Source organism: Streptomyces composti (genome assembly GCF_012034205.1).
Classification (GTDB): Bacteria; Actinomycetota; Actinomycetes; order Streptomycetales; family Streptomycetaceae; genus Streptomyces; species Streptomyces composti.
This window is the reverse complement of sequence record NZ_JAATEM010000009.1, coordinates 127905-149167: the sequence shown is the minus strand read 5'-3', so window position 1 is coordinate 149167 and position 21263 is coordinate 127905. Positions and strand designations below refer to the sequence as shown.

At 68.7% G+C, this 21263-nt stretch carries 14 protein-coding genes and 1 pseudogene; 12 read left to right on the top strand and 3 right to left on the bottom strand.

All coding sequences use genetic code 11. The annotated features are described in order from the left end of the window. Positions 1-138: 138 nt before the first annotated feature. Both HCJ93_RS09665 and HCJ93_RS09660 read left to right on the top strand, forming a co-directional pair. Positions 139-1024 (top strand): annotated as a pseudogene (locus tag HCJ93_RS09665) (helix-turn-helix domain-containing protein). After that, positions 1021-1221, top strand: a complete 201-nt coding sequence (locus HCJ93_RS09660; RefSeq protein WP_167993070.1) for a DUF397 domain-containing protein — start codon at positions 1021-1023, stop codon at positions 1219-1221. Before HCJ93_RS09665 ends, HCJ93_RS09660 begins: the two are co-directional and overlap by 4 nt. A gap of 78 nt (positions 1222-1299) precedes the next feature. On the opposite strand, the gene HCJ93_RS09655 is transcribed toward HCJ93_RS09660, so the two are convergent. Together HCJ93_RS09655 and HCJ93_RS09650 are read right to left on the bottom strand one after the other, a co-directional pair. Next, positions 1300-2829: a UDP-N-acetylglucosamine 1-carboxyvinyltransferase gene (locus HCJ93_RS09655; RefSeq protein ID WP_167993069.1), complete on the bottom strand. Its 1530-nt coding sequence runs from the start codon at positions 2827-2829 to the stop codon at positions 1300-1302. Positions 2830-2908: 79 nt separating this feature from the next. Continuing rightward, positions 2909-3112, bottom strand: coding sequence for a DUF4236 domain-containing protein (locus HCJ93_RS09650; RefSeq protein ID WP_167993068.1), 204 nt, complete (start codon positions 3110-3112; stop codon positions 2909-2911). Positions 3113-3575: 463 nt separating this feature from the next. On the opposite strand from HCJ93_RS09650, the gene acnA reads away from it, so the two are divergent. The 3 genes from acnA to HCJ93_RS29375 all read left to right on the top strand — a co-directional run bounded on the left by acnA (position 3576) and on the right by HCJ93_RS29375 (position 8360). Next, on the top strand, positions 3576-6293 hold the full coding sequence (acnA, locus tag HCJ93_RS09645) for an aconitate hydratase AcnA (RefSeq protein ID WP_167993067.1): 2718 nt from the start codon (positions 3576-3578) through the stop codon (positions 6291-6293). Positions 6294-6462: 169 nt separating this feature from the next. Continuing rightward, a complete protein-coding gene (locus HCJ93_RS09640) occupies positions 6463-6924 on the top strand; it encodes a hypothetical protein (protein ID WP_240967519.1) in 462 nt (153 codons plus the stop codon). A 14-nt stretch (positions 6925-6938) separates the two neighbouring features. Next, positions 6939-8360, top strand: coding sequence for a caspase, EACC1-associated type (locus HCJ93_RS29375; protein ID WP_309141357.1), 1422 nt, complete (start codon positions 6939-6941; stop codon positions 8358-8360). 70 nt (positions 8361-8430) lie between these two features. Here HCJ93_RS29375 and HCJ93_RS09630 read toward each other — a convergent pair whose 3' ends face one another. Continuing rightward, positions 8431-12258, bottom strand: a complete 3828-nt coding sequence (locus HCJ93_RS09630; protein WP_167993066.1) for a GH92 family glycosyl hydrolase — start codon at positions 12256-12258, stop codon at positions 8431-8433. A gap of 411 nt (positions 12259-12669) precedes the next feature. Here HCJ93_RS09630 and ngcE point away from each other — a divergent pair, with 411 nt between their 5' ends. The 7 genes from ngcE (at position 12670) to HCJ93_RS09595 (ending at position 20972) form a co-directional block, all read left to right on the top strand. Beyond that, complete coding sequence (gene ngcE, locus HCJ93_RS09625; protein WP_167993065.1) at positions 12670-14139, top strand: N-acetylglucosamine/diacetylchitobiose ABC transporter substrate-binding protein; 1470 nt, start codon at positions 12670-12672, stop codon at positions 14137-14139. Between the two features lie 82 nt (positions 14140-14221). Next, positions 14222-15148 carry a carbohydrate ABC transporter permease gene (locus tag HCJ93_RS09620; protein WP_167993064.1) on the top strand — a complete coding sequence of 309 codons (927 nt, stop codon included), beginning with the start codon at positions 14222-14224 and terminating at the stop codon, positions 15146-15148. Positions 15149-15152: 4 nt separating this feature from the next. Then, positions 15153-16076 (top strand): carbohydrate ABC transporter permease, encoded by a 924-nt coding sequence (locus HCJ93_RS09615; protein ID WP_167993063.1) that lies wholly within the window; start codon positions 15153-15155, stop codon positions 16074-16076. 193 nt (positions 16077-16269) lie between these two features. Then, entirely contained in the window at positions 16270-17481 is a 1212-nt protein-coding gene (locus HCJ93_RS09610; protein WP_167993062.1) for an ROK family transcriptional regulator, read from the top strand. A gap of 134 nt (positions 17482-17615) precedes the next feature. Beyond that, positions 17616-18713 (top strand): ABC transporter substrate-binding protein, encoded by a 1098-nt coding sequence (locus HCJ93_RS09605; RefSeq protein WP_167993134.1) that lies wholly within the window; start codon positions 17616-17618, stop codon positions 18711-18713. 178 nt (positions 18714-18891) lie between these two features. Beyond that, positions 18892-19683: an ATP-binding cassette domain-containing protein gene (locus tag HCJ93_RS09600; RefSeq protein WP_167993061.1), complete on the top strand. Its 792-nt coding sequence runs from the start codon at positions 18892-18894 to the stop codon at positions 19681-19683. Beyond that, positions 19680-20972, top strand: coding sequence for a sugar ABC transporter permease (locus HCJ93_RS09595; protein ID WP_167993060.1), 1293 nt, complete (start codon positions 19680-19682; stop codon positions 20970-20972). Before HCJ93_RS09600 ends, HCJ93_RS09595 begins: the two co-directional genes overlap by 4 nt. The last annotated feature ends 291 nt before the right edge of the window (positions 20973-21263 follow it).

Here is a 21263-nt window from a genome sequence, read left to right as displayed (position 1 = left end):
CGTACACGAGCCTCCAGGCCCGTACGCTGAGTGAGCGTACGGGCGCAGAGGGTGGACAGTACGGAGTGCCGACGGCCACGATGAGGGGCGGCGTGGGGGCCGACAGACCGGAGAGCCGACTGGTGAGAGGGGCGGCGGATGGACATGGCCGAAGCGGAGGTGGCGGCCACGGGCGTCGGCACCCGTGCGGTGACACTGGGGGAGGGGGAGAGGGAACCCCACCCGTCGGACAGCCTGCGCACGTTCGGCGCGGTCGTCCAGGCGTTACGCGAACACGCGGGGCTCAGCAGGACCGACCTGGCCGCGGTCGTCCAGTACTCCAAGCACACCGTGGAATCGGTGGAGTTGGGACGCCGGATGCCCGACCAGGCCTTCGTCGAACGGGCCGAGGAGGCTCTGGGCAACACGGGCGCCCTGCGGCGTGCGGCGCGCCATCTCACCCGGGGCGAGGGGGGCCTCGCCGCCTGGTTCCGCCGGTGGGCCCGGCTGGAGCGGGAGGCGGTGAGCCTGTGCACGTACGAATGCCGGCTGGTGCCGGGTCTGTTGCAGTCGGAGGCGTATGCGCGGGCGGTGTTCGAGGGGACGATTCCGTTGCGGACCGACGAGGAACTCGAGGCGCAGCTCACGGCCCGGATGGAACGGCAGCGCATGATGGTGGAGCGGCCGACGGTGCCGTTCGACTTCATCGTCGAGGAGCACGTGTTCCGGCGCAGGTTCGGGGACTCCGAGGTCGTCCGGGGGGCTGCTGGACCATGTGCTCAAGGTCGGTGCGCCGCGGAATGTGACGCTTCAAGTGGTCCCGCTGGAGGCGGGGTTGCACGCGTGCCTGGATGGGCCGGTGCAGGTGCTGGAGACGCCGGAGGGGCGGCGACTCGCCTACTCCGAGGGGCAGGAAAACGGTCGATTGATTATGGAGCCGAAACAGGTGAGTGTGCTCTGCCGGCGCTATGAAACACTGCGCTCCCAGGCCCTGAGCTCGAAGGACTCCAGGGACCTGCTGGAGCGACTGCGAGGAGAGCTATGAGCAGCGGTACGACGGAACTCGCCTGGTTCAAGTCCAGCTACAGCGGCAGCCAGGGCGACAGCTGTGTCGAGGTCGCCATCGCCGAACAGGCCGTTCACGTACGGGACTCCAAGGACCTGTCCCGTCGGCCCTTCGCGGTGGACCGCGAGCACTGGGTGCCCTTCGCCAAGTTCGTCGCCGAGGGCACGGAGGCATAGCCCCGCCGCCACCCCTCCTGACCGCCGGGCGGCGAACCCACGGTCAGGAGGGGAACGGCATGGAGAACACCAGGGACGTCAGATGTCCCGGAAGATCTCGATCTGTGCGCCGATGGAGTTCAGGCGCTCGGCGAGATCCTCGTAACCCCGGTTGATGACATATACGTTGCGCAGGACCGACGTGCCCTCCGCCGCCATCATCGCCAGCAGCACGACGACCGCGGGACGCAGCGCCGGCGGGCACATCATCTCGGCCGCGCGCCAGCGGGTGGGGCCCTCCACCAGGACGCGGTGCGGGTCGAGCAGCTGCAGGCGGCCGCCGAGGCGGTTGAGGTCGGTCAGGTAGATGGCGCGGTTGTCGTAGACCCAGTCGTGGATCAGCGTCTTGCCCTGCGCCACCGCCGCGATCGCCGCGAAGAACGGCACGTTGTCGATGTTCAGGCCGGGGAACGGCATCGGGTGGATCTTGTCGATGGGCGCCTCCAGCTTGGAGGGGCGCACCGTCAGGTCCACCAGGCGGGTGCGGCCGTTGTCGGCGAAGTACTCGGGCGTGCGGTCGTGGTCGAGGCCCATCTCCTCCAGGACCGCCAGCTCGATCTCCAGGAACTCGATCGGCACCCGGCGGATCGTCAGCTCCGACTCGGTCACCACGGCGGCGGCGACCAGGCTCATCGCCTCGACCGGGTCCTCGGAGGGCGAGTAGTCGACGTCGACGTCGATGTCCGGCACGCCGTGCACGGTGAGCGTGGTGGTGCCGATGCCGTCGACCTTCACGCCCAGTGCCTCCAGGAAGAAGCACAGGTCCTGGACCATGTAGTTGGAGGAGGCGTTGCGGATGACGGTGATGCCGTCGTGCCGCGCTGCGGCGAGGAGGGCGTTCTCCGTGACCGTGTCCCCGCGCTCGGTCAGCACGATCGGGCGGTCGGGGCTGACCGAGCGGTCCACCACCGCGTGGTACTGGCCCTCGGTGGCGGCGATGTCCAGGCCGAACCGGCGCAGCGCGATCATGTGCGGCTCGACGGTGCGGGTGCCGAGGTCGCAGCCGCCGGCGTAGGGCAGCTTGAAGCGGTCCATGCGGTGCAGCAGCGGACCGAGGAACATGATGATCGAGCGGGTGCGGCGGGCGGCGTCCGCGTCGATGGCGTCCAGGTCCAGCTCGGCCGGCGGCACGATCTCCAGGTCGGTGCCGTCGTTGATCCACCGGGCGCGCACGCCGATGGAGCCCAGCACCTCCAGGAGGCGGTAGACCTCCTCGATGCGGGCGACGCGGCGCAGCACGGTGCGTCCGCTGTTGAGCAGCGAGGCGCACAGCAGTGCCACGCACGCGTTCTTGCTCGTCTTGACATCGATGGCGCCGGAGAGCCGGCGTCCGCCGACCACGCGCAGATGCATCGGACCGGCGTATCCCAGGGACACGATCTCGCTGTCCAGGGCCTCGCCGATGCGGGCGATCATCTCAAGGCTGATGTTCTGGTTGCCGCGCTCGATGCGGTTGACGGCGCTCTGGCTGGTGGCGAGGGCCTCGGCCAGCTGCGCCTGCGTCCAGCCCCGGTGTTGCCGGGCATCGCGGATGAGCTTGCCGATGCGTACGAGGTAGTCGTCTGCCATGGGGTTGAGGTTATCTCAGATATGAGATGCCGCCTCTTGGGGGGTCCGTTCGGGTGACATGGCGTCAAACTTGCCCGATTCATCCCCTGGTGCTACGTGTGTTCCGCGTCCGTCGCCACCCGAAAGGCCCCGGCAAATCCACCGAAGTCGTACGACGTCCGGTGCTGCTCCGAGTGTACCTGGGGCCTTTGCCGCCGCCGGTGGTGATGGACCAGGACCGCTTGTTGATGTTCAGCCGCACCCCCGGAAGGATCCGGAAGCTCTTGCGGAAAGTGAGCGGCACCTCTGTCTCCCTCGTATGAGTATCTGACCCTGTCTCAGTTCGGCTACCCCGAATGCGGGGGGTCATGGGGCCAGGGTGCGCGGCGTCCCGGGTGCCAGGGGTGTCCTTGAGGGGGTGTGCCGGGCTCCAGGGGTGTGCCGGGGGTGCCGGAGAGGCATGCCCCGGGCGTCCGGAGGTGTGTCCGAGGGCTGGAGACGGGTGTGCCCGGAGGGGGTCGTCCGGCTCGCCGGGGGGTACCCGCCGGGGCGTGCCGCAGGTCGCGCCGGGGCACGCCGAGGGTCCGGGCATGACCATTCGGCGCCCGTGTACTAGAGTTATCTCGACATCGAGATATCTGCCGAGGCGCACCGCGGTCGCCACTCGAGTTAGGCCTACCTAACTTAGCCTGACCTCACGGGAACGGCCAAGCCGGCGTGGCGGCACGATTGACGGTGGTACGCGCACATCTATGAAGGAGACTGTCGTGTCGGCGAACAGCTTCGACGCCCGCAGCACGCTGCAGGTGGGCGACGAGTCGTACGAGATCTTCAGGCTGGACAAGGTCGAGGGCTCCGCGCGCCTTCCCTACAGCCTGAAGGTGCTGCTGGAGAACCTTCTCCGCACCGAGGACGGCGCGAACATCACCGCCGACCACATCCGCGCGCTCGGCTCCTGGGACTCCCAGGCCCAGCCGTCGCAGGAGATCCAGTTCACGCCGGCCCGCGTGATCATGCAGGACTTCACCGGCGTCCCCTGTGTCGTGGACCTCGCCACCATGCGTGAGGCCGTGAAGGAGCTGGGCGGCGACCCCTCGAAGATCAACCCGCTGGCCCCGGCCGAGCTGGTCATCGACCACTCGGTGATCGCCGACAAGTTCGGCACCAGCGACGCCTTCAAGGTGAACGTCGATCTGGAGTACGGCCGCAACCGGGAGCGCTACCAGTTCCTGCGCTGGGGTCAGACCGCCTTCGACGAGTTCAAGGTCGTCCCGCCCGGCACCGGCATCGTCCACCAGGTGAACATCGAGCACCTGGCCCGCGTGGTGATGACCCGCGACGGCAAGGCGTACCCCGACACCCTCGTCGGCACCGACTCGCACACCACGATGGTCAACGGCCTCGGCGTCCTCGGCTGGGGCGTCGGCGGCATCGAGGCCGAGGCCGCCATGCTCGGCCAGCCGGTCTCCATGCTGATCCCGCGCGTCGTCGGCTTCAAGCTCACCGGTGAGCTGCAGCCCGGCACCACCGCCACCGACCTGGTGCTCACCATCACCGAGATGCTGCGCAAGCACGGCGTGGTCGGCAAGTTCGTCGAGTTCTACGGCGAGGGCGTGGCCGCCACCTCGCTCGCCAACCGCGCCACCATCGGCAACATGTCCCCGGAGTTCGGCTCCACCGCCGCGATCTTCCCGATCGACGAGGAGACCATCAGCTACCTGCGTCTGACCGGCCGCAGCGAGAAGCAGATCGCGCTGGTCGAGGCGTACGCCAAGGAGCAGGGCCTCTGGCTGGACCCGAAGGCCGAGCCGGACTTCTCCGAGAAGCTCGAGCTGGACCTGTCCACCGTCGTCCCGTCCATCGCCGGCCCGAAGCGCCCGCAGGACCGCATCGTCCTGGCGAACGCCGCCGAGCAGTTCAAGCAGGACGTCCGCAACTACGTCAGCGACGAGTACGAGGCGAGCAAGGAGTCCTTCCCCGGCTCCGACGCCCCGTCCACCATCCCGAACGGCACCCCGTCCAACCCGGTCCGGGTGACCGCCCCCGACGGCACCTCCTACGAGCTGGACCACGGTGCGGTGACGGTCGCGGCCATCACCTCCTGCACCAACACCTCCAACCCGTACGTCATGGTCGCCGCCGCCCTGGTCGCCAAGAAGGCGGTGGAGAAGGGCCTGACCCGCAAGCCGTGGGTCAAGACCACCCTCGCCCCCGGCTCCAAGGTCGTCACCGACTACTTCGACAAGGCGGGCCTGACCCCGTACCTGGACAAGGTCGGCTTCAACCTCGTCGGCTACGGCTGCACCACCTGCATCGGCAACTCCGGCCCGCTGCCGGAGGAGGTCTCCAAGGCCGTCAACGACCACGACCTCGCCGTCGTCTCGGTCCTGTCCGGCAACCGCAACTTCGAGGGCCGGATCAACCCCGACGTCAAGATGAACTACCTGGCGTCCCCGCCGCTGGTCGTCGCCTACGCCATCGCCGGCTCGATGAAGGTGGACATCACCAAGGACGCCCTGGGCACCGACCAGGACGGCAACCCGGTCTACCTCAAGGACATCTGGCCCTCGGAGGCCGAGGTCAACGACGTCGTGGCCAACGCCATCGGCGAGGACATGTTCTCCAAGTCCTACTCCGACGTCTTCGCCGGCGACGCCCAGTGGCAGGCGCTGCCCATCCCGACCGGCGACACCTTCGAGTGGGACCCGGAGTCCACCTACGTCCGCAAGCCCCCGTACTTCGAGGGCATGACCATGGAGCCGGCCCCGGTCGAGGACATCTCCGGCGCCCGCGTCCTGGCCAAGCTGGGCGACTCGGTCACCACCGACCACATCTCCCCGGCCGGTGCGATCAAGGCCGACACCCCGGCCGGCAAGTACCTCACGGAGCACGGCGTCGAGCGCCGCGACTTCAACAGCTACGGCTCCCGCCGCGGCAACCACGAGGTCATGATCCGCGGTACGTTCGCCAACATCCGCCTGCGCAACCAGATCGCGCCGGGCACCGAGGGCGGCTACACGCGTGACTTCACGCAGGAGGGCGGCCCGGTCTCCTTCATCTACGACGCCGCCCAGAACTACCAGGCCGCCGGCATCCCGCTGGTCGTCCTGGCCGGCAAGGAGTACGGCTCCGGCTCCTCCCGCGACTGGGCCGCCAAGGGCACCGCGCTGCTCGGTGTGAAGGCCGTCATCGCCGAGTCCTACGAGCGCATCCACCGCTCCAACCTCATCGGCATGGGCGTCCTGCCGCTGCAGTTCCCCGAGGGCCAGAGCGCCGACACCCTCGGCCTGACCGGCGAGGAGACCTTCTCCATCTCCGGCGTCACCGAGCTCAACAGCGGCACCACGCCGCGCACGGTGAAGGTCACCACCGACACCGGCGTCGAGTTCGACGCGGTCGTCCGCATCGACACCCCGGGTGAGGCGGACTACTACCGCAACGGCGGCATCATGCAGTACGTGCTGCGCAGCCTGCTCCGCAAGTGAGCGCGGCCCGCGCGGCACGTGAGCGGCGGCTGATCCGCAAGTAGGCGGCAGCGCACGCCAGTTGGGGCCGCACCTCCGGAGTCGGAGGTGCGGCCCTCGCCGTGTTCCCCGTTGTACGCTGATGAGACACCAGGCGACGGGGGTGGCGGTGAGCCGCGGCAGGGAACACATGCAGCTCGTCCTGACCGGGCGTCAGGACAGCGACCAGGAAGAACTCGACGAACTGACCCGCCGGTTACGCGACCGGCTGCTCGAACTGGACGTGGACGACGTCCGGCTGCGCCGCGCCGGTGACCTCCCCGAGGGAGCCAAGCCGGTCGACGCGATCGCCGTGGGCGCCCTCGCGGTGACCATGGCACCCATCGCCCTGCGCTCGGTGGTGAGCCTCGTCCAGACCTGGATCGAGAACCGCCCGGTCCGCACGGTCAGCATCGCCCTCGGCGACAACAGCCTGGAGCTCGAGGCCGTCTCCTCCGCCGACCAGCAGCGCCTCATCGAGGCCTTCCTCGCCGCCCACGAGGCCGGCACCGCGGGCGGCTCCGGCGACGGGAACGACCCCCACGACCCCGGTGACGGCCCCGGGGACCCCGGCCCCGCCGGCTCCTCGGCCGGACCCGGCCAGGGCGGCTGAAGGGCGGCCCCGACGTGTCCGCGGGCCGCTACGCCCTGCTCGTCGCGACGGGCCACTACGACGACCGGGAGCTGCGCCGGCTGCGCTCTCCCGCCCGGGACGCCGAGGGACTCGCCGAGGTGCTGCGCGACCCCGACATCGGCGGCTTCACGGTGACACCGGTCGTCGACCGCCCCCACCACGAGGTGGCCCGCGCCATCGAGCACTTCTTCCTCGACCGGGGCCGTGACGACCTGCTCCTGCTGCACATCTCCAGCCACGGCGTGAAGAACGACGACGGCGAGCTGTACTTCGCCGCCTCCGACACCGACCGCCGCCTGCTCGCCTCCACCGCGGTCTCCGCCGAGTTCCTGCGCACCCGGATGCTGCGCTGCCGGGCCCGGTCGGTCGTGCTGCTGCTCGACTGCTGCTACAGCGGCGCCTTCCTGCCCGGCGCCAAGGGCGACACCACCGTGCACCTGAAGGACGAACTGGCCGGACACGGCATCGCGGTGCTCACCGCGACCAACCGCACCGAGTACGCCTGGGAGGGCGAACGCCTCGACGAACTCGACCCCGAGCCCTCCCGGTTCACCGGCGCGGTCATCAAGGGCCTCCGCTCGGGCGAGGCCGACCGCAACGGCGACGGCCTGATCAGCACGCAGGACCTCTACGAGTACGTCTACGACGAGCTGCGCGCGGCCGGGGTGCGCCAGCGCCCCCAGCTGTGGGCGCAGGTGGAGCGCCGGCTGGTCATCGCCCGGTCGGTGAGGGCCCCGCGGCAGCACCCGCTGCCCGGCATCCCGGCCCAGCAGGAAAGCCCGGCACCGTCCGTGCCTCCTCCGGTGCCGGAGCAGCCGAGGCCCGCCGAAGGGCTCGCCCGGCTGCTGGTCCTCGCCAGGCTGCTGGGCGAACTGCCCTCCCTGGCGGACGTGCAGACCCGGATGCGGCTCGCCGCCGTCCTGGGCGAACAGCTGGGGCGCACCGTCGATCTGCGCGGCGTCCGGCTGCAGGAGGACGCGGCGATGCTGGCCCGCGGCGCCCTGGCCGCCGAGGGCGGGGAGAGCGTGCTGCTGCAGGTGATCGAGCTGTACGAGGGAGGCGCGACGGCCGACCGGATGCGGCGGCGTCTTCAGCGGGCCGGCGGGGAAGCCGGCGGGGCGGACGGTGGCGGCGGGGGTGCCATGCGGCTGCTCCTCGACCTCACCGACGCCCTGTGCGCCCTGCCGTCCGTGCAGGACCCCCACGGCCGCCAGAACGTCGCCTCGCTCCTCGGCGAGGTGCTGGGCCGGCCCGTCGACGTGCGCGGAATGCGGCTGCGCGAGGACGTGGTGGCCATCGTGCGTGCGGCGCTCGGGGTGCCCGGCGGTGAGCACGCGCTGGTGGATGTGGTCCGCGTCCTCGACGGCGAGCAGCGGGCCGCCGAGCTCGAGCGGCTGCTCCGGACCGCACTCTGAACGCCGCCGCACAACGCACGGCGGGCCCGGGCCTGGCCCGGACCCGCCGTACGGCGTGGGTGGCGCCGCGTCAGCCCAGCAGCTCCACCTCCGTCAGTGTCGCCTCACCGCTCAGCACCAGACGGTAGTGCCGGTGGGCGGCCGGCTTGTCCACGGAGAAGACCCGGGTCTGCCGCTCCCAGCGGAAGGACTCACCGGACCGTTCGTCCAGGTCCTGCCACGTCCTGCCGTCGGCCGAGCCCTGCAGCACCCAGCCGGTGGGCGCCTTCTCCGGGTCCGCGGAGGTCAGCGTGTACTGCACCGCCTTGGCCTCGCCGGTGACCGGCAGTTCGACCGTGGACACCGCGGCCCCGGTCTCCGAGGTGTCGTCGAACAGCGGTCCGTCGCCCTTCAGCAGGTCCTTGCGCGGGCTGGGCACCTTGTCGTCGCGGGTGATGGACACCGGCGCCGCGTTCTTGCCGGTGCCCCACTTCGACGGGCGCGGCCCCATGTCGAACTCCAGGACGCCGCCCTGGGCGATCAGCTTGTGCGGGAGCGCGGTGGAGTTCCAGCTCCTGCCGTTGACCTTCAGGCCCTGCACGTACACATTGCGCGTGCTGTTCTTCGGCGCCTTCACCACCAGCTTGCGGCCGTTCTCCAGGTGCACGGTCGCCTTGGTGAACAGCGGGGAGCCGATGGCGTACTCGCCGCTGCCCATCACCAGCGGATAGAAGCCCAGCGCGGAGAACAGGTACCAGGCCGACTGCTCGCCGTTGTCCTCGTCGCCGTGGTAGCCCTGCCCGATCTCACTGCCGGTGTACAGCCGCTGCAGCACCTCGCGCACGTTCTTCTGCGTCTTCCAGGGCTGCCCGGCCGCGTCGTACATGTACAGGGCGTGGTGGGCGACCTGGTTGGAGTGGCCGTACATGCCCATCCGCACGTCCCGCGCCTCGGTCATCTCGTGGATGACACCGCCGTAGGAGCCGACGAACTCGGGCGAGGCCGTCTCCGGGGTGGACAGGTACTCGTCGAGCTTGTCGGCGAGGCCCTTCCGGCCGCCGTAGAGGTTGGCCAGGCCCCGGCTGTCCTGCGGTGCGGTGAAGGCGTAGCCCCAGCCGTTGGTCTCGGTGTAGTCGTACCCCCACACCCTGGGGTCGTACTTCTCCGACGGCACCCGCCAGTCGCCCTCGAGGTCGCGGCCCTGGAAGAAGCCGGCCTTCGCGTCGAAGAGGTTGACGTAGTCGCGCGCCCGGTTCAGGAAGTAGGCGGCCTCCTCCTTGTAGCGCTTCTTGCCGGTCTTCTTGTGCAGGGCCTCGGCCATCCTCGCGATGCCGTAGTCGTTGATGTAGCCCTCCAGCGCCCAGGACAGGCCCTCGTGGGTCTCGGTGGAGGTGTAGCCGAGGAAGGGCGAGGTGGCCATGCCCTTGCGGCCCACGCCCGAGGAGGGCGGCACCACGGTGGCGTTCTTCACGGCCGCGTCGTACGCCGCCTCCGCGTCGAAGCCGACGCCCTTGACGTACGCGTCCGCGAACGCCACGTCCGAGGAGGTGCCGGTCATCAGGTCCGCGTAGCCGGGGGAGGACCAGCGGGAGGTCCAGCCGCCGTCCTTGTAGTGCTGCACGAAGCCGTCGACCAGCTCACCGGCCCGGGACGGGGTGAGGAAGGAGTACGCGGGCCAGGTGGTCCGGTAGGTGTCCCAGAAGCCGTTGTTGACGTACACCTTGCCTTCGACGATCTTCGCCCCGGTGTGGGTCGGGGTGTCCGGCCCGGTCATCTTCGAGAAGGGCGAAGCGTACTTGTAGGTGCCGCCGACCTTCTCGAAGCCCGAGTTCGGGTACAGGTACAGCCGGTAGAGGCTGGAGTAGAGCGTGGTCAGCTGGTCCGGGGTCGCGCCCTCGACCTCCACCGTGCCCAGCAGCTCGTCCCACTGGCGCTGGGCCGCCTTCTTCACCGACTCGAAGGACCGGCTCGCGGGCAGCTCCTGACGCAGATTGTCCTTCGCCTGGTCGACGCTGATCAGCGAGGTGGCCAGGCGCAGCGTCACCGTGCGGTCCTTGCCCGCGTCGAAGCGCAGATGGCCCTTGACGCCGCTCGACGCTCCGTCGACGGCCTTCTTGTCGAACTCGCCGTACACGAACAGCCGGGTGGCGCCGGTGGACAGGCCGGACTTGACGTCCGAGTAGCCGGTGACGACGCCGTTCTCCCGGTCGAGCGTCAGGCCCGCCTCGTCGGTGACGTTGTCGAAGATCACGCTCGCGTCGTCGCCGGGGTAGGTGAAGCGCAGCGCCGCCGCGTGGTCGGTCGGGGCCATCTCCGCCTTCAGGCCGTTCTCGAAGCGGACCCCGTAGTAGTACGGCCGGGCCGTCTCGTTCTCGTGCCGGAACGCCAGCTCCCGCGCCTCGCGGCCGGTGTCCGGGGTGCCGGACGCGGCCGACGGCATCACCTGGAAGGTCTGCCGGTCACCCATCCACGGGCTCGGCTCGTGGCTGGCGCTGAACGCCTGGATGGTCGGCAGATTGTCGCCGTTGTTGCCGCGGGCGTAGTCGTACAGCCAGGTCAGCGAGCCGGCGTTGGTCACCGGAGTCCAGAAGTTGAAGCCGTGCGGCACGGCGGTGGCCGGGAAGGTGTTGCCGCGCGAGAAGCCGCCGCTGGAGTTGGTGCCGCGGGTGGTCACCGCGTAGTCGGACAGGTGCGCCCTGGGCTTCTCGGGCGCCACCGGCTTCAGCTGCACGTCGTCCACCCAGCCCCGGAACTGCGCGGGACCCTCGGGGGAGTCGTAGGCCACCAGGATCCGGTCGACCGTCTTGCCGCGGGCCACCGAACCGATCCGGGAGACCACGTTGTTCCACTGGTTGACGTAGAGGACCTTCGCCGCGCCCTGGCCCCGCGGCGTGAGCGGGAAGCCGTGCTGGTCGGTGGCGCGCAGGTCGCTCAGGTACGTGCCGTCGGTGAAGGCGAGATCGAGCGAGACGTTGGTGGCGTCGTAGTCGAGGTCGCCGTCGGCCATCGAGGGGAAGATCCGGTACGACAGCCGGGTGTCCCGCTCGACCTTCACATTGACGTCGAAGACCTTGTTGTACGAGTAGGCCCGGCCCTTCGCGGTGTGCCGGCCGGCGTAACGCAGGGCACGCTTTCCGGTGAATCCGGCGCCCGCCTTCGCGGTGGGCGACCCGCTCGGGCCGCGGTCGGTCAGCGTCAGCATGTCCGGGGGCACCGGCCCGTCCTCGTCGCCGGTGGAGAACTGCACATCGGCGAGCTGCACGATGTCGCCGCTGCCGTTCCTGGTGATCTCCAGCCGGAAGTGCCGGTACTCGGCGACCGCGCCGGCGTCCAGGTCGTAGATCTTCGTCTGGAACCGCTCGCCGAAGGTCTCGCCCGTGCGGGTGTCGAGCGTGGTCCACTCCTTGCCGTCCGCGGAGCCCTTCAGCGTCCAGTCCCGCGGGTCGCGTTCGGCGTGGTCATTGGCCGAGGTGAGGGCATATCGGGTGATTTCCACCGGTTCGTCCAGGTCGAACTCGACCCAGCCGGTGGGCTCGAAGGTCAGCCACTTGGTGCTGGGCTCGCCGTCGACGAGGTTCTCCTTCACCTCCCCGCCACCGGTGTTCTCGGCGCTCGCCCGCACGTCGGTCACCCGGTCGGTCACATTCCCCGGGATGCCGGTGGTGTAGCCGCCGTCGACGCCGGAGGCGCGCTTGCCGCCGCCCGGCGCCCTCTCCACGGTGCTCACCCAGTCCGGAGCGGGATCGCCCTGCTCGAACGAGGAGGCGAACGCCCGGTCGGTCTTCGCCGGTGCTCCCGGCAGGGCCACGGCGGCGCCCTGGGAGGTCGCGGCCAAAGCGAAGGCGGTCGCCGCGACGACCGCCGTACTCCATCTGTGCCGTACTCCGTACCGGACCCTGGGCCGGACTCTGTGCAGCATGCGCGAGCACCCTCCCTGCGCCTGGACAACGTTGTCAGTTTCACTGCGCAAGGAACAGTAGTGGGCCAAGTGGCCCACGGTGTCAAGGTGTTGAATGCGGCATTCGAGTTCGGAGACCCGGATAATTCCGGCGAGAAGCCTGCCGGGCGCACATATGTCCGGCAGGTCTCAACTCGGAAAAGACCGGCAGTGAACCTTGCATTCGATCTTGCTCCGCTGGCGGGAAGTGGACTATACCTGTCGGCACTCCGGGGCATCCTCACCGCGCCCGACCATCAGTGACGTGCACCGGGAACGTCCAGCACCACAGCACCTCGACAGCACTTCCAGCACGACCCAGCTTGACCCGAACGCGGTGCCGGGAAGGATCCGGTTCACCGCCTGAGTCCTGGAGAAGGCGAGGACTTGAGCATGGGATCCACCTCCGCCGAGAACAACGGCACCGGCGAGTTCGCCACCAGCGGCGTCGACCGCCGCAGTCTGATCAAGCGGTCCGCCGCGCTGGGGCTGGTCTCCGTACCTGCCATGGGTTTCCTGTCCGCGTGTGCCAGCGGGGGAGGAGGCGACGATCAGGACAAGGCCAAAGCCGGCAAGAAGACCGCGAAGAATCCGCTCGGCGTCAATGACTCCGCGCAGATGGAATTCGTCCTCTTCGACGGCGGCTTCGGCAAGGAGTACGCCGAGGACGCGGTCAAGATCTACGAGAAGAACTTCCCCAAGGCCAAGGTGAAGTTCTCCGCGACGCAGAAGATCCAGTCGACCCTGCAGCCGCGCTTCAACCAGGGCAACCCGCCCGACCTCATCGACAACTCCGGTGCCGAGCAGATGGACATGGGCGTCCTGGTCGGCAAGAACCAGCTCGCCGACCTCACCCCGCTGCTCGACGCCCCGTCCTACGACGACCCGAACAAGAAGGTCCGCGACACGCTGCGCCCCGGCATCGTCGAGATGGGCCAGTTCGACGGCGAAAAGGTCTGGATCCTCTACTACGCCTACACGGTCTACGGCGTCTGGTACTCCAAGAAGGCCCTGGACTCGCTGGACGAGGAGTACCCGAAGACCTGGGACCAGATGCTCGCGGTCTGCGCCAAGGCCAAGAAGAAGGGCATGGCGGGCTGGACGTACGCGGGCAAGTACCCGTACTACATCCCCTTCTCGCTCTACCCGATGATCGGCAAGGTCGGCGGCCGCGAGGTGCTCGACGCCATCGACAACCTCGAGCCGAACGCCTGGAAGCACCCGGCGGTCAAGGACTGCTTCGAGGCCTACTACGAGCTCTACAAGAAGGGCTACATCCTCAAGGGCACCCCCGGCCTCGACCACATCCAGTCCCAGACCGCCTGGGCGCAGGGCAAGGCGCTGTTCCTGCCCAACGGCTCCTGGGTGGAGAACGAGTCCGCCAAGGTCATCCCGGCGGACTTCGAGGTCACGGTGTCCGCGCCCACCGGCCTCGACGAGAACGACAAGATGCCCTTCGGCACCATCTGGGCCTCCGGCGGTGAGCCCTTCATCGTCCCGGCCAAGGCGAAGAACGGCCTCGGCGGCATGGAGCAGCTGCGCATCATGCTCAGCGAGGCCTCCTCGAAGAACTTCACCAGCAAGGTGAAGTCGCTGACCGCCTACAACGGCGGCACCGACGGCATCGAGCTGACCCCGGGTCTGAAGTCCGGTGTCGCGGCGCTGGAACTGGCCGGCGAGAACGTCCTGAACCCGCGCATCCAGGACTGGTACGTGCAGCTGCAGAAGGAGAAGATCGGTGTGGCGGGCCTCGGCGAGATGATGGCCGGCCGCATCACCCCGGCCGAGGCCATCAAGAAGATCCAGGCCTTCGCCGACGAGACCGCCAAGGACTCGTCGATCAAGCACTACAAGCACCAGTGAGAACCCGTCACCAGGGCCTGTCCGGCGCCGCCGCGCCGGGCCGGCCCTGGCGGCACCCGCGCGCAGATCGGGGTCGCTAGCAATGCAGCACGGCAAGTACCGGTTCATCGTGGGGTTCCTCGCGGTTCCCCTGGGGCTGTACGCGCTCTTCGTCATCTGGCCGTTCATCCAGTCGATCTACTACTCGTTCACGGACTGGACCGGCCTGAGTCCCGAGTTCTCGATGGTGGGCTTCGCCAACTACGAGCGCATGCTGGACGACTCCATCTTCTGGAAGTCGCTGCAGCACAGCCTGCTGTTCGCACTGCTGGTGCCGGTGGTGACGATCGGCCTGGCGCTGTTCCTGTCGTTCATGATCAATGTGGGCGGCCGGCGGCGCCGGGGCGGGCCCGTGATCAGCGGGGTCCGCGGCTCCGGCTTCTACAAGATCGTCTACTTCTTCCCGCAGGTGCTCTCGATCGCGATCGTCGCCCTGCTGTTCGCGTTCGCGTACAACCCGGACAGCGGCGCGATCAACTCCGTCCTGCGGGCGGTCGGCCTGGACGACGTCCAGCCGCTGTGGCTCGGCGACCCGGACCTCGCCCTGTGGGCCGTGATGGCGGTGCTCGTCTGGTCCACGGTCGGCTTCTTCGTGGTCCTGTTCTCCGCGGGCATGGCCTCCATCCCGGCGGACCTGTACGAGGCCGCGCTGCTGGACGGCGCCAGCCGCTTCACCACCTTCTTCCGCATCACCCTGCCGCTGCTGTGGGACACCGTGCAGTCCGGCTGGGTGTACATGGGCATCCTCGCCCTGGGCGCCGAGTCGTTCGCGGTCGTACAGATCATGACGACCGGACCCGGCGGGCCCGACTACTCGACCACCGTCATGGTCCTGTACGTGTACCAGAAGGCGTTCCGTGACGGTCAGGCCGCCTATGCCACCACCATCGGTGTCGCCCTGCTCGTCGTCACGCTGGCCTTCGCCGCCGTCGTGATGCGGCTGGGGCGGCGCGAGCGGCTGGAGTACTGATCAGATGAAGACGACCGAGACCTCCGCTCCGGTACCCGCCGAGTCCGGCGCCCCCGTCACCAAGATCGACCTGCCGGCGCCCGGGCAGGCGCGTGGGAAGAAGGAGGGCACCGTCCTCAATGTCTTCTCCCACGGCATCCTCGTCATCTGGGCGATCATGGTGGTCATGCCGCTGGTGTGGGCGGTGATGACGTCCTTCAAGGACGACGCCTCCATCTTCGGCTCCCCCTGGTCGCTGCCGGACCGGCTGCATTTCGAGAACTGGTCGAGGGCCTGGACCCAGGCCCATATGAGCGACTACTTCCTCAACACCGTCCTGGTGGTGGGCGGCTCGCTCATCGGCACCCTGGTCCTGGGCTCGATGGCGGCCTATGTGCTGGCCCGCTTCGACTTCCCGGGCAACCGGTTCATCTACTACCTGTTCATCGGCGGCATGAGCTTCCCGATCATGCTCGCCCTGGTCCCGTTGTTCTACGTGGTCAACAACATGGGACTGCTGAACACCATCCACGGCCTGATCCTGGTGTACATCGCCTACTCGCTGCCGTTCACGGTGTTCTTCCTGACCGCGTTCTTCCGCAGCCTGCCGACCTCCGTCGCCGAGGCCGCGTTCGTGGACGGCGCCTCGCACAGCCGGACGTTCTTCCAGATCATGCTGCCGATGGCCAAGCCGGGCCTGATCAGCGTGGGCATCTTCAACTTCCTGGGCCAGTGGAACCAGTACATGCTGCCCACGGTGCTGAACACCGACGAGGACAAGCACGTCCTCACCCAGGGCCTGGTGCAGCTGGCGGTCAGCCAGGGCTACAAGGGGGACTGGTCCGGACTGTTCGCCGGGCTGGTGATGGCGATGCTGCCGGTGCTCGCCGCCTACATCATCTTCCAGCGCCAGGTGGTCCAGGGGCTCACCGCGGGTGCGCTGAAGTAACGCAGCGCAGCCGGCCCCGCACGCGCCGCTCCCGTCCAGGGGGCGGCGTCCGTGTATGTGACCGTTCTCCCTGTCGTACCCCGAAACGGTTCAACCTCTTGACGGGAGGCAACCCGAACGGCTCAGCTTAGAGTTCACTAGTTGGACATGAAACGGGGCCTCACCGAAGCGGCCCCGCGCGCAGGAGGTCGTCGTGGAGACTCCGGGGTCGCAGTCGTCGCTGCACCGAGCCAACCTGGAGCGGGTCGTCCGAGCAGTACGTCTTGCGGGTTCTCTCACCCAGGCCGAGATCGCGAGGACGACAGGTCTGTCGGCGGCGACCGTATCCAACATCGTCCGTGAACTGAAAGAGGGCGGAACGGTCCAGGTCACCCCCACCTCGGCGGGGGGACGCAGGGCCCGCAGCGTCTCGCTCAGCGGGGACGCCGGCATCGTCATCGGGGTGGACTTCGGCCATACGCATCTACGCGTGGCGATCGGCAATCTCGCCCACCAGGTGCTGGACGAGAGGGCCGAGCCGCTGGACGTGGACGCCTCCGCCACCCAGGGCTTCGACCGGGCGGAACAGCTGGTCAACAAGATGATCGACGCCACCGGGGTGGACCGCTCCAAGATCGCCGGGATCGGCCTCGGCGTACCGGGCCCGATCGACGTGGAGTCCGGCACCCTGGGCTCCACCGCGATCCTGCCGGGCTGGGGCGGCACCAGACCCGCCGAGGAGCTGCGGGGGCGCCTCGGAGTGCCGGTGCACGTGGACAACGACGCCAACCTCGGCGCCCTCGGCGAGATGGTCTGGGGCAGCGGCAGGGGCGTGCGCGACCTGGCGTACATCAAGGTCGCGAGCGGTGTCGGCGCCGGCCTGGTGATCGACGGGAAGATCTACCGGGGGCCCGGCGGCACAGCGGGCGAAATCGGGCATATTACACTCGACGAGTCCGGCCCCGTCTGCCGCTGCGGCAACCGCGGCTGCCTGGAGACCTTCGCGGCGGCCCGCTATGTGCTCCCGCTGCTCCACTCCAGCCACGGCACGGATCTGACCATGGAGAAGGTCGTGAGGCTGGCGAGGGACGGCGACCCGGGCTGCCGTCGGGTGATCGCCGACGTCGGCCGCCACGTCGGCAGTGGAGTCGCCAATCTCTGCAACCTGCTGAACCCGAGCCGGATCGTCCTCGGTGGTGATCTCGCCGAGGCCGGAGAGCTGGTGCTCGGGCCGATCAGGGAGTCCGTCGGCCGCTACGCGATCCCCAGTGCGGCGCGTCAACTGTCCGTTCTCCCCGGGGCACTTGGGGGCCGTGCGGAGGTCCTCGGAGCGCTCGCCCTCGCCCTCAACGAGATGGGTGATTCGACCCTTTTGGACGGGGCTGTGGCAGGGGCACCGTTGGCTGGTACACCCGCCTTCACTTAGAGAACGGATGGCACCGTTGCCATCTCGTTAAGGATTTACTTCTTGACGTCGCACGTGTGGCCGAGTTGACTTCCAGCCACCTCGGCCGCAACGACGCGGCCTCGTCAGGGAGGTTTGAAGAAGTGAACGCACGTATGCGTCGTGCCGCCGTTGCCATTGCCGCCGGTGCAATGGCCGTCTCGCTGGCCGCCTGTGGCAGCGCCAAGGAGTCGGGCGACAAGGACAGCGGCGGCTCGGCCGCCAAGGGTGACGAGATCAAGGTCGGTCTGCTCCTGCCGGAGAACCAGACCGCGCGCTACGAGAAGTTCGACAAGCCCTTGATCGAGAAGAAGATCAAGGAGCTCACGAACAACAAGGCCGAGGTGGTCTACGCCAACGCCAAGCAGGACGCCAGCCTGCAGGCCCAGCAGGTCGACACCATGGTCACCAACAAGGTCGACGTGCTGATCCTGGACGCGGTGGACTCCAAGGCCATCGCCGGCTCGGTGAAGAAGGCCAAGGAGGCCAAGATCCCGGTCGTCGCCTACGACCGTCTCGCCGAGGGTCCGATCGACGCCTACACGTCGTTCGACAACGTCACCGTCGGCAAGACCCAGGGCGAGGCCCTGCTGAAGGCGCTCGGCGACAAGGCCAAGGACGGCCAGATCGTCATGATGAACGGGTCCTCCACCGACCCGAACGCCGCCCAGTTCAAGAAGGGCGCCCACTCCGTCCTCGACGGCAAGGTGAAGATCGGCCGCGAGTACGACACCAAGGAGTGGAAGCCGGAGAACGCCAACCAGAACATGGAAGGCGCCATCTCCGCCCTCGGCAAGGACAAGATCGTCGGCGTCTACAGCGCCAACGACGGCATGGCGGGCGGCATCATCACCGCTCTGAAGGCGGCCGGCATCGACGACATCCCGGTCACCGGCCAGGACGCCGAGCTCGCGGGCGTGCAGCGCATCGTCACCGGTGAGCAGTACATGAGCGTCTACAAGCCGTACGCCCCGGAGGCCGACGCCGCCGCGGAGATGGCCGTCGCGCTCGCCCAGGGCAAGTCCCTGGACTCGATCGCCAAGGACAAGGTCGACAGCCCCACCACCAAGGGCATCCCGGCCGTCCTGGTCCCGGTCGTCTCGCTGACCCAGGACAACATCAAGGACACCGTGGTCAAGGACGGCGTCTACACCATCGACGAGATCTGCGCGGGCAAGTACAAGGCCGCCTGCGACAAGATCGGTCTGAAGTAAGCAGCAGGGAGCCCCAGGCAGTACGGGAGTCCATCCGGTGACTCCCGTACGGGACCCGCTGCCCCGAGTCTCCGCCGGCGCCCCGCACACACCAGCCCCGCAAGCTACGCGGGGCGCCGGTCGGAACACCCCCCGAAAACTTCTGCACAACCTCCCGCCGGGTCAGGCGGCGAAGGAGATGGTTCACGTGTCCGCTACGCCCGTGCTGGCGTTGCGCGGGGTCTCCAAGCGATTCGGTGCCGTCCAGGCGCTCACCGACGTCGAGCTTGAGGTCCACGCCGGTGAGGTGGTCGCCCTGGTCGGCGACAACGGTGCCGGAAAGTCCACGCTGGTCAAGACGATCGCCGGCGTGCATCCCATCGATGAGGGCGTCATCGAGTGGGAGGGCAAGCCCGTCCAGATCAGCAAGCCGCACGACGCCCAGAACCTGGGCATCGCGACGGTGTACCAGGACCTCGCGCTGTGCGACAACATCGATGTCGTCGGCAACCTCTTCCTCGGCCGGGAGATCCGCCGCCGCGGCGTCCTGGACGAGGTGGAGATGGAGCGCCGCTCCCGCGAGCTGCTCGACACCCTCTCGATCCGCATCCCCAGCGTCCGCATCCCGATCGCCTCGCTCTCCGGCGGTCAGCGCCAGGTCGTGGCCATCGCCCGGTCCATGCTCGGCGAGCCCAAGCTGGTGATCCTCGACGAGCCCACCGCCGCCCTCGGCGTCGAGCAGACCGCCCAGGTCCTCGACCTGGTGGAGCGCCTGCGCGAGCGCGGCCACGCGGTGATCCTCATCAGCCACAACATGGCCGACGTCAAGGCCGTGGCGGACAAGGTCGCCGTGCTGCGCCTGGGCCGCAACAACGGCGTCTTCGAGGTCAAGTCGACCTCGCAGGAAGAGATCATCTCCGCCATCACGGGCGCCACGGACAACGCCGTGACCCGTCGTGCGGCGCGCACCAATGGGGAGATCAAGAAATGAGCACCGAGAAGACCACCACCCCCGCCGAGGACCACGTCGTGGAGAACCCCGAGGCGGCGGCCGCAGCGGTCACCGCCGTCGACCCCCGGCTGCTGGTGCGCGAGCAGGGCCTGAAGGGCTACGTCAACGAGTTCAAGCGCAAGATGAAGGCCGGTGACCTGGGCTCCCTCCCGGTCGTGGTCGGCCTGCTCATCATCTGGGCGATCTTCACCAGCCTGAACTCCAACTTCCTCACCGCCGGCAACTTCTCCGACATGTCGATCGCCATGGTCGGCACCGGCATGATCGCCGTCGGTATCGTCTTCGTCCTGCTGCTCGGCGAGATCGACCTGTCGGTCGGCTCGGTCAGCGGTGTCGCCGGCGCCACCTTCGCGGTGCTCAGCGTCACCCACGGGATGAACGAGGTGCTGGCCCTGGTGCTGGCGATCCTCACCGGCACGGCCGCCGGCGCCATCCACGGCTTCGTCTTCGCCCGCATCGGCGTGCCGGCCTTCGCGGTGACCCTGGCCGGTCTGCTGTTCTGGCAGGGCTTCATGCTCCAGATCCTGGGCGAGAACGGCACCATCAACCTCGACTCCGACGGTCTGGTCGTCAAGCTGACCAGCTACTACTTCTCGGACGTGGCCGCCGCCTACGGCCTGGCGCTGGTCGCCACCGTGGGGTACTTCCTCACCTCGTTCTTCGACAACCGCCGCCGTGAGGCCGCCGGGGTGCCCTCCCGGCCGGTCAGCGAGATCGTGGTGCGCACCGCGTTCCTGGCCGTCGTCGCCTTCGCCGTGGCGATCGTCTTCAACCAGTACAAGGGCCTGCCGCTGGCCGTGGTGATCTTCCTCGCGGTGCTGGTGATCACCGACTTCGTGCTCCGCCGCACCTCGTACGGCCGCAAGGTGTACGCGCTCGGCGGCAGTGTCGAGGCCTCCCGCCGCGCCGGTATCAACGTCGAGCTGGTGCGCATCTCGGTGTTCGCCATCGCCGGTACGTTCGCCGCGATCGGCGGTCTGTTCGTCGCCTCGAAGATCGCCTCCGCGAACCAGGGCGCCGGTACCGGTGAGTTCCTGATGAACGTCATCGCCGCGGCGGTGATCGGTGGTACCTCGCTGTTCGGCGGACGCGGCCGGACCTGGGACGCCCTGCTCGGTGTGATGGTGATCATCTCGATCACCTACGGCCTGGCGCTCGAGGGCATCGCCTCGCCGGTCCAGTACATGATCACCGGTGGCGTGCTGCTGGCCACGGTCATCATCGACGCCGTCACCCGCAAGACGCAGAAGACCGCGGGCCGGGCCTAGCCCCGCCCCCGGTGCGTGCCGGGCCGGCCCCGCCCGCACGGGGGCCGGCCTCGTACGGACGGTGTCCGCACCCCCCGGGGAGCCTCCGAGCGGCCCGGTGCCTTCACGGCACCGGGCCGCTCGTGCGTGCCCGCGGGCCGCTGGTGAACCCTGCGGGAGTCGTAGAGGTGCCGCATGGTGGGTACTGCCGAACGCGTGATGTACGACGCACAGCCCGGAGTCCGCGCGCGGAAGCGGAACATTAGACTCGTCAGGCCCGGCAAAAGCTCGATCAGCTCTACTGCAAGGAGG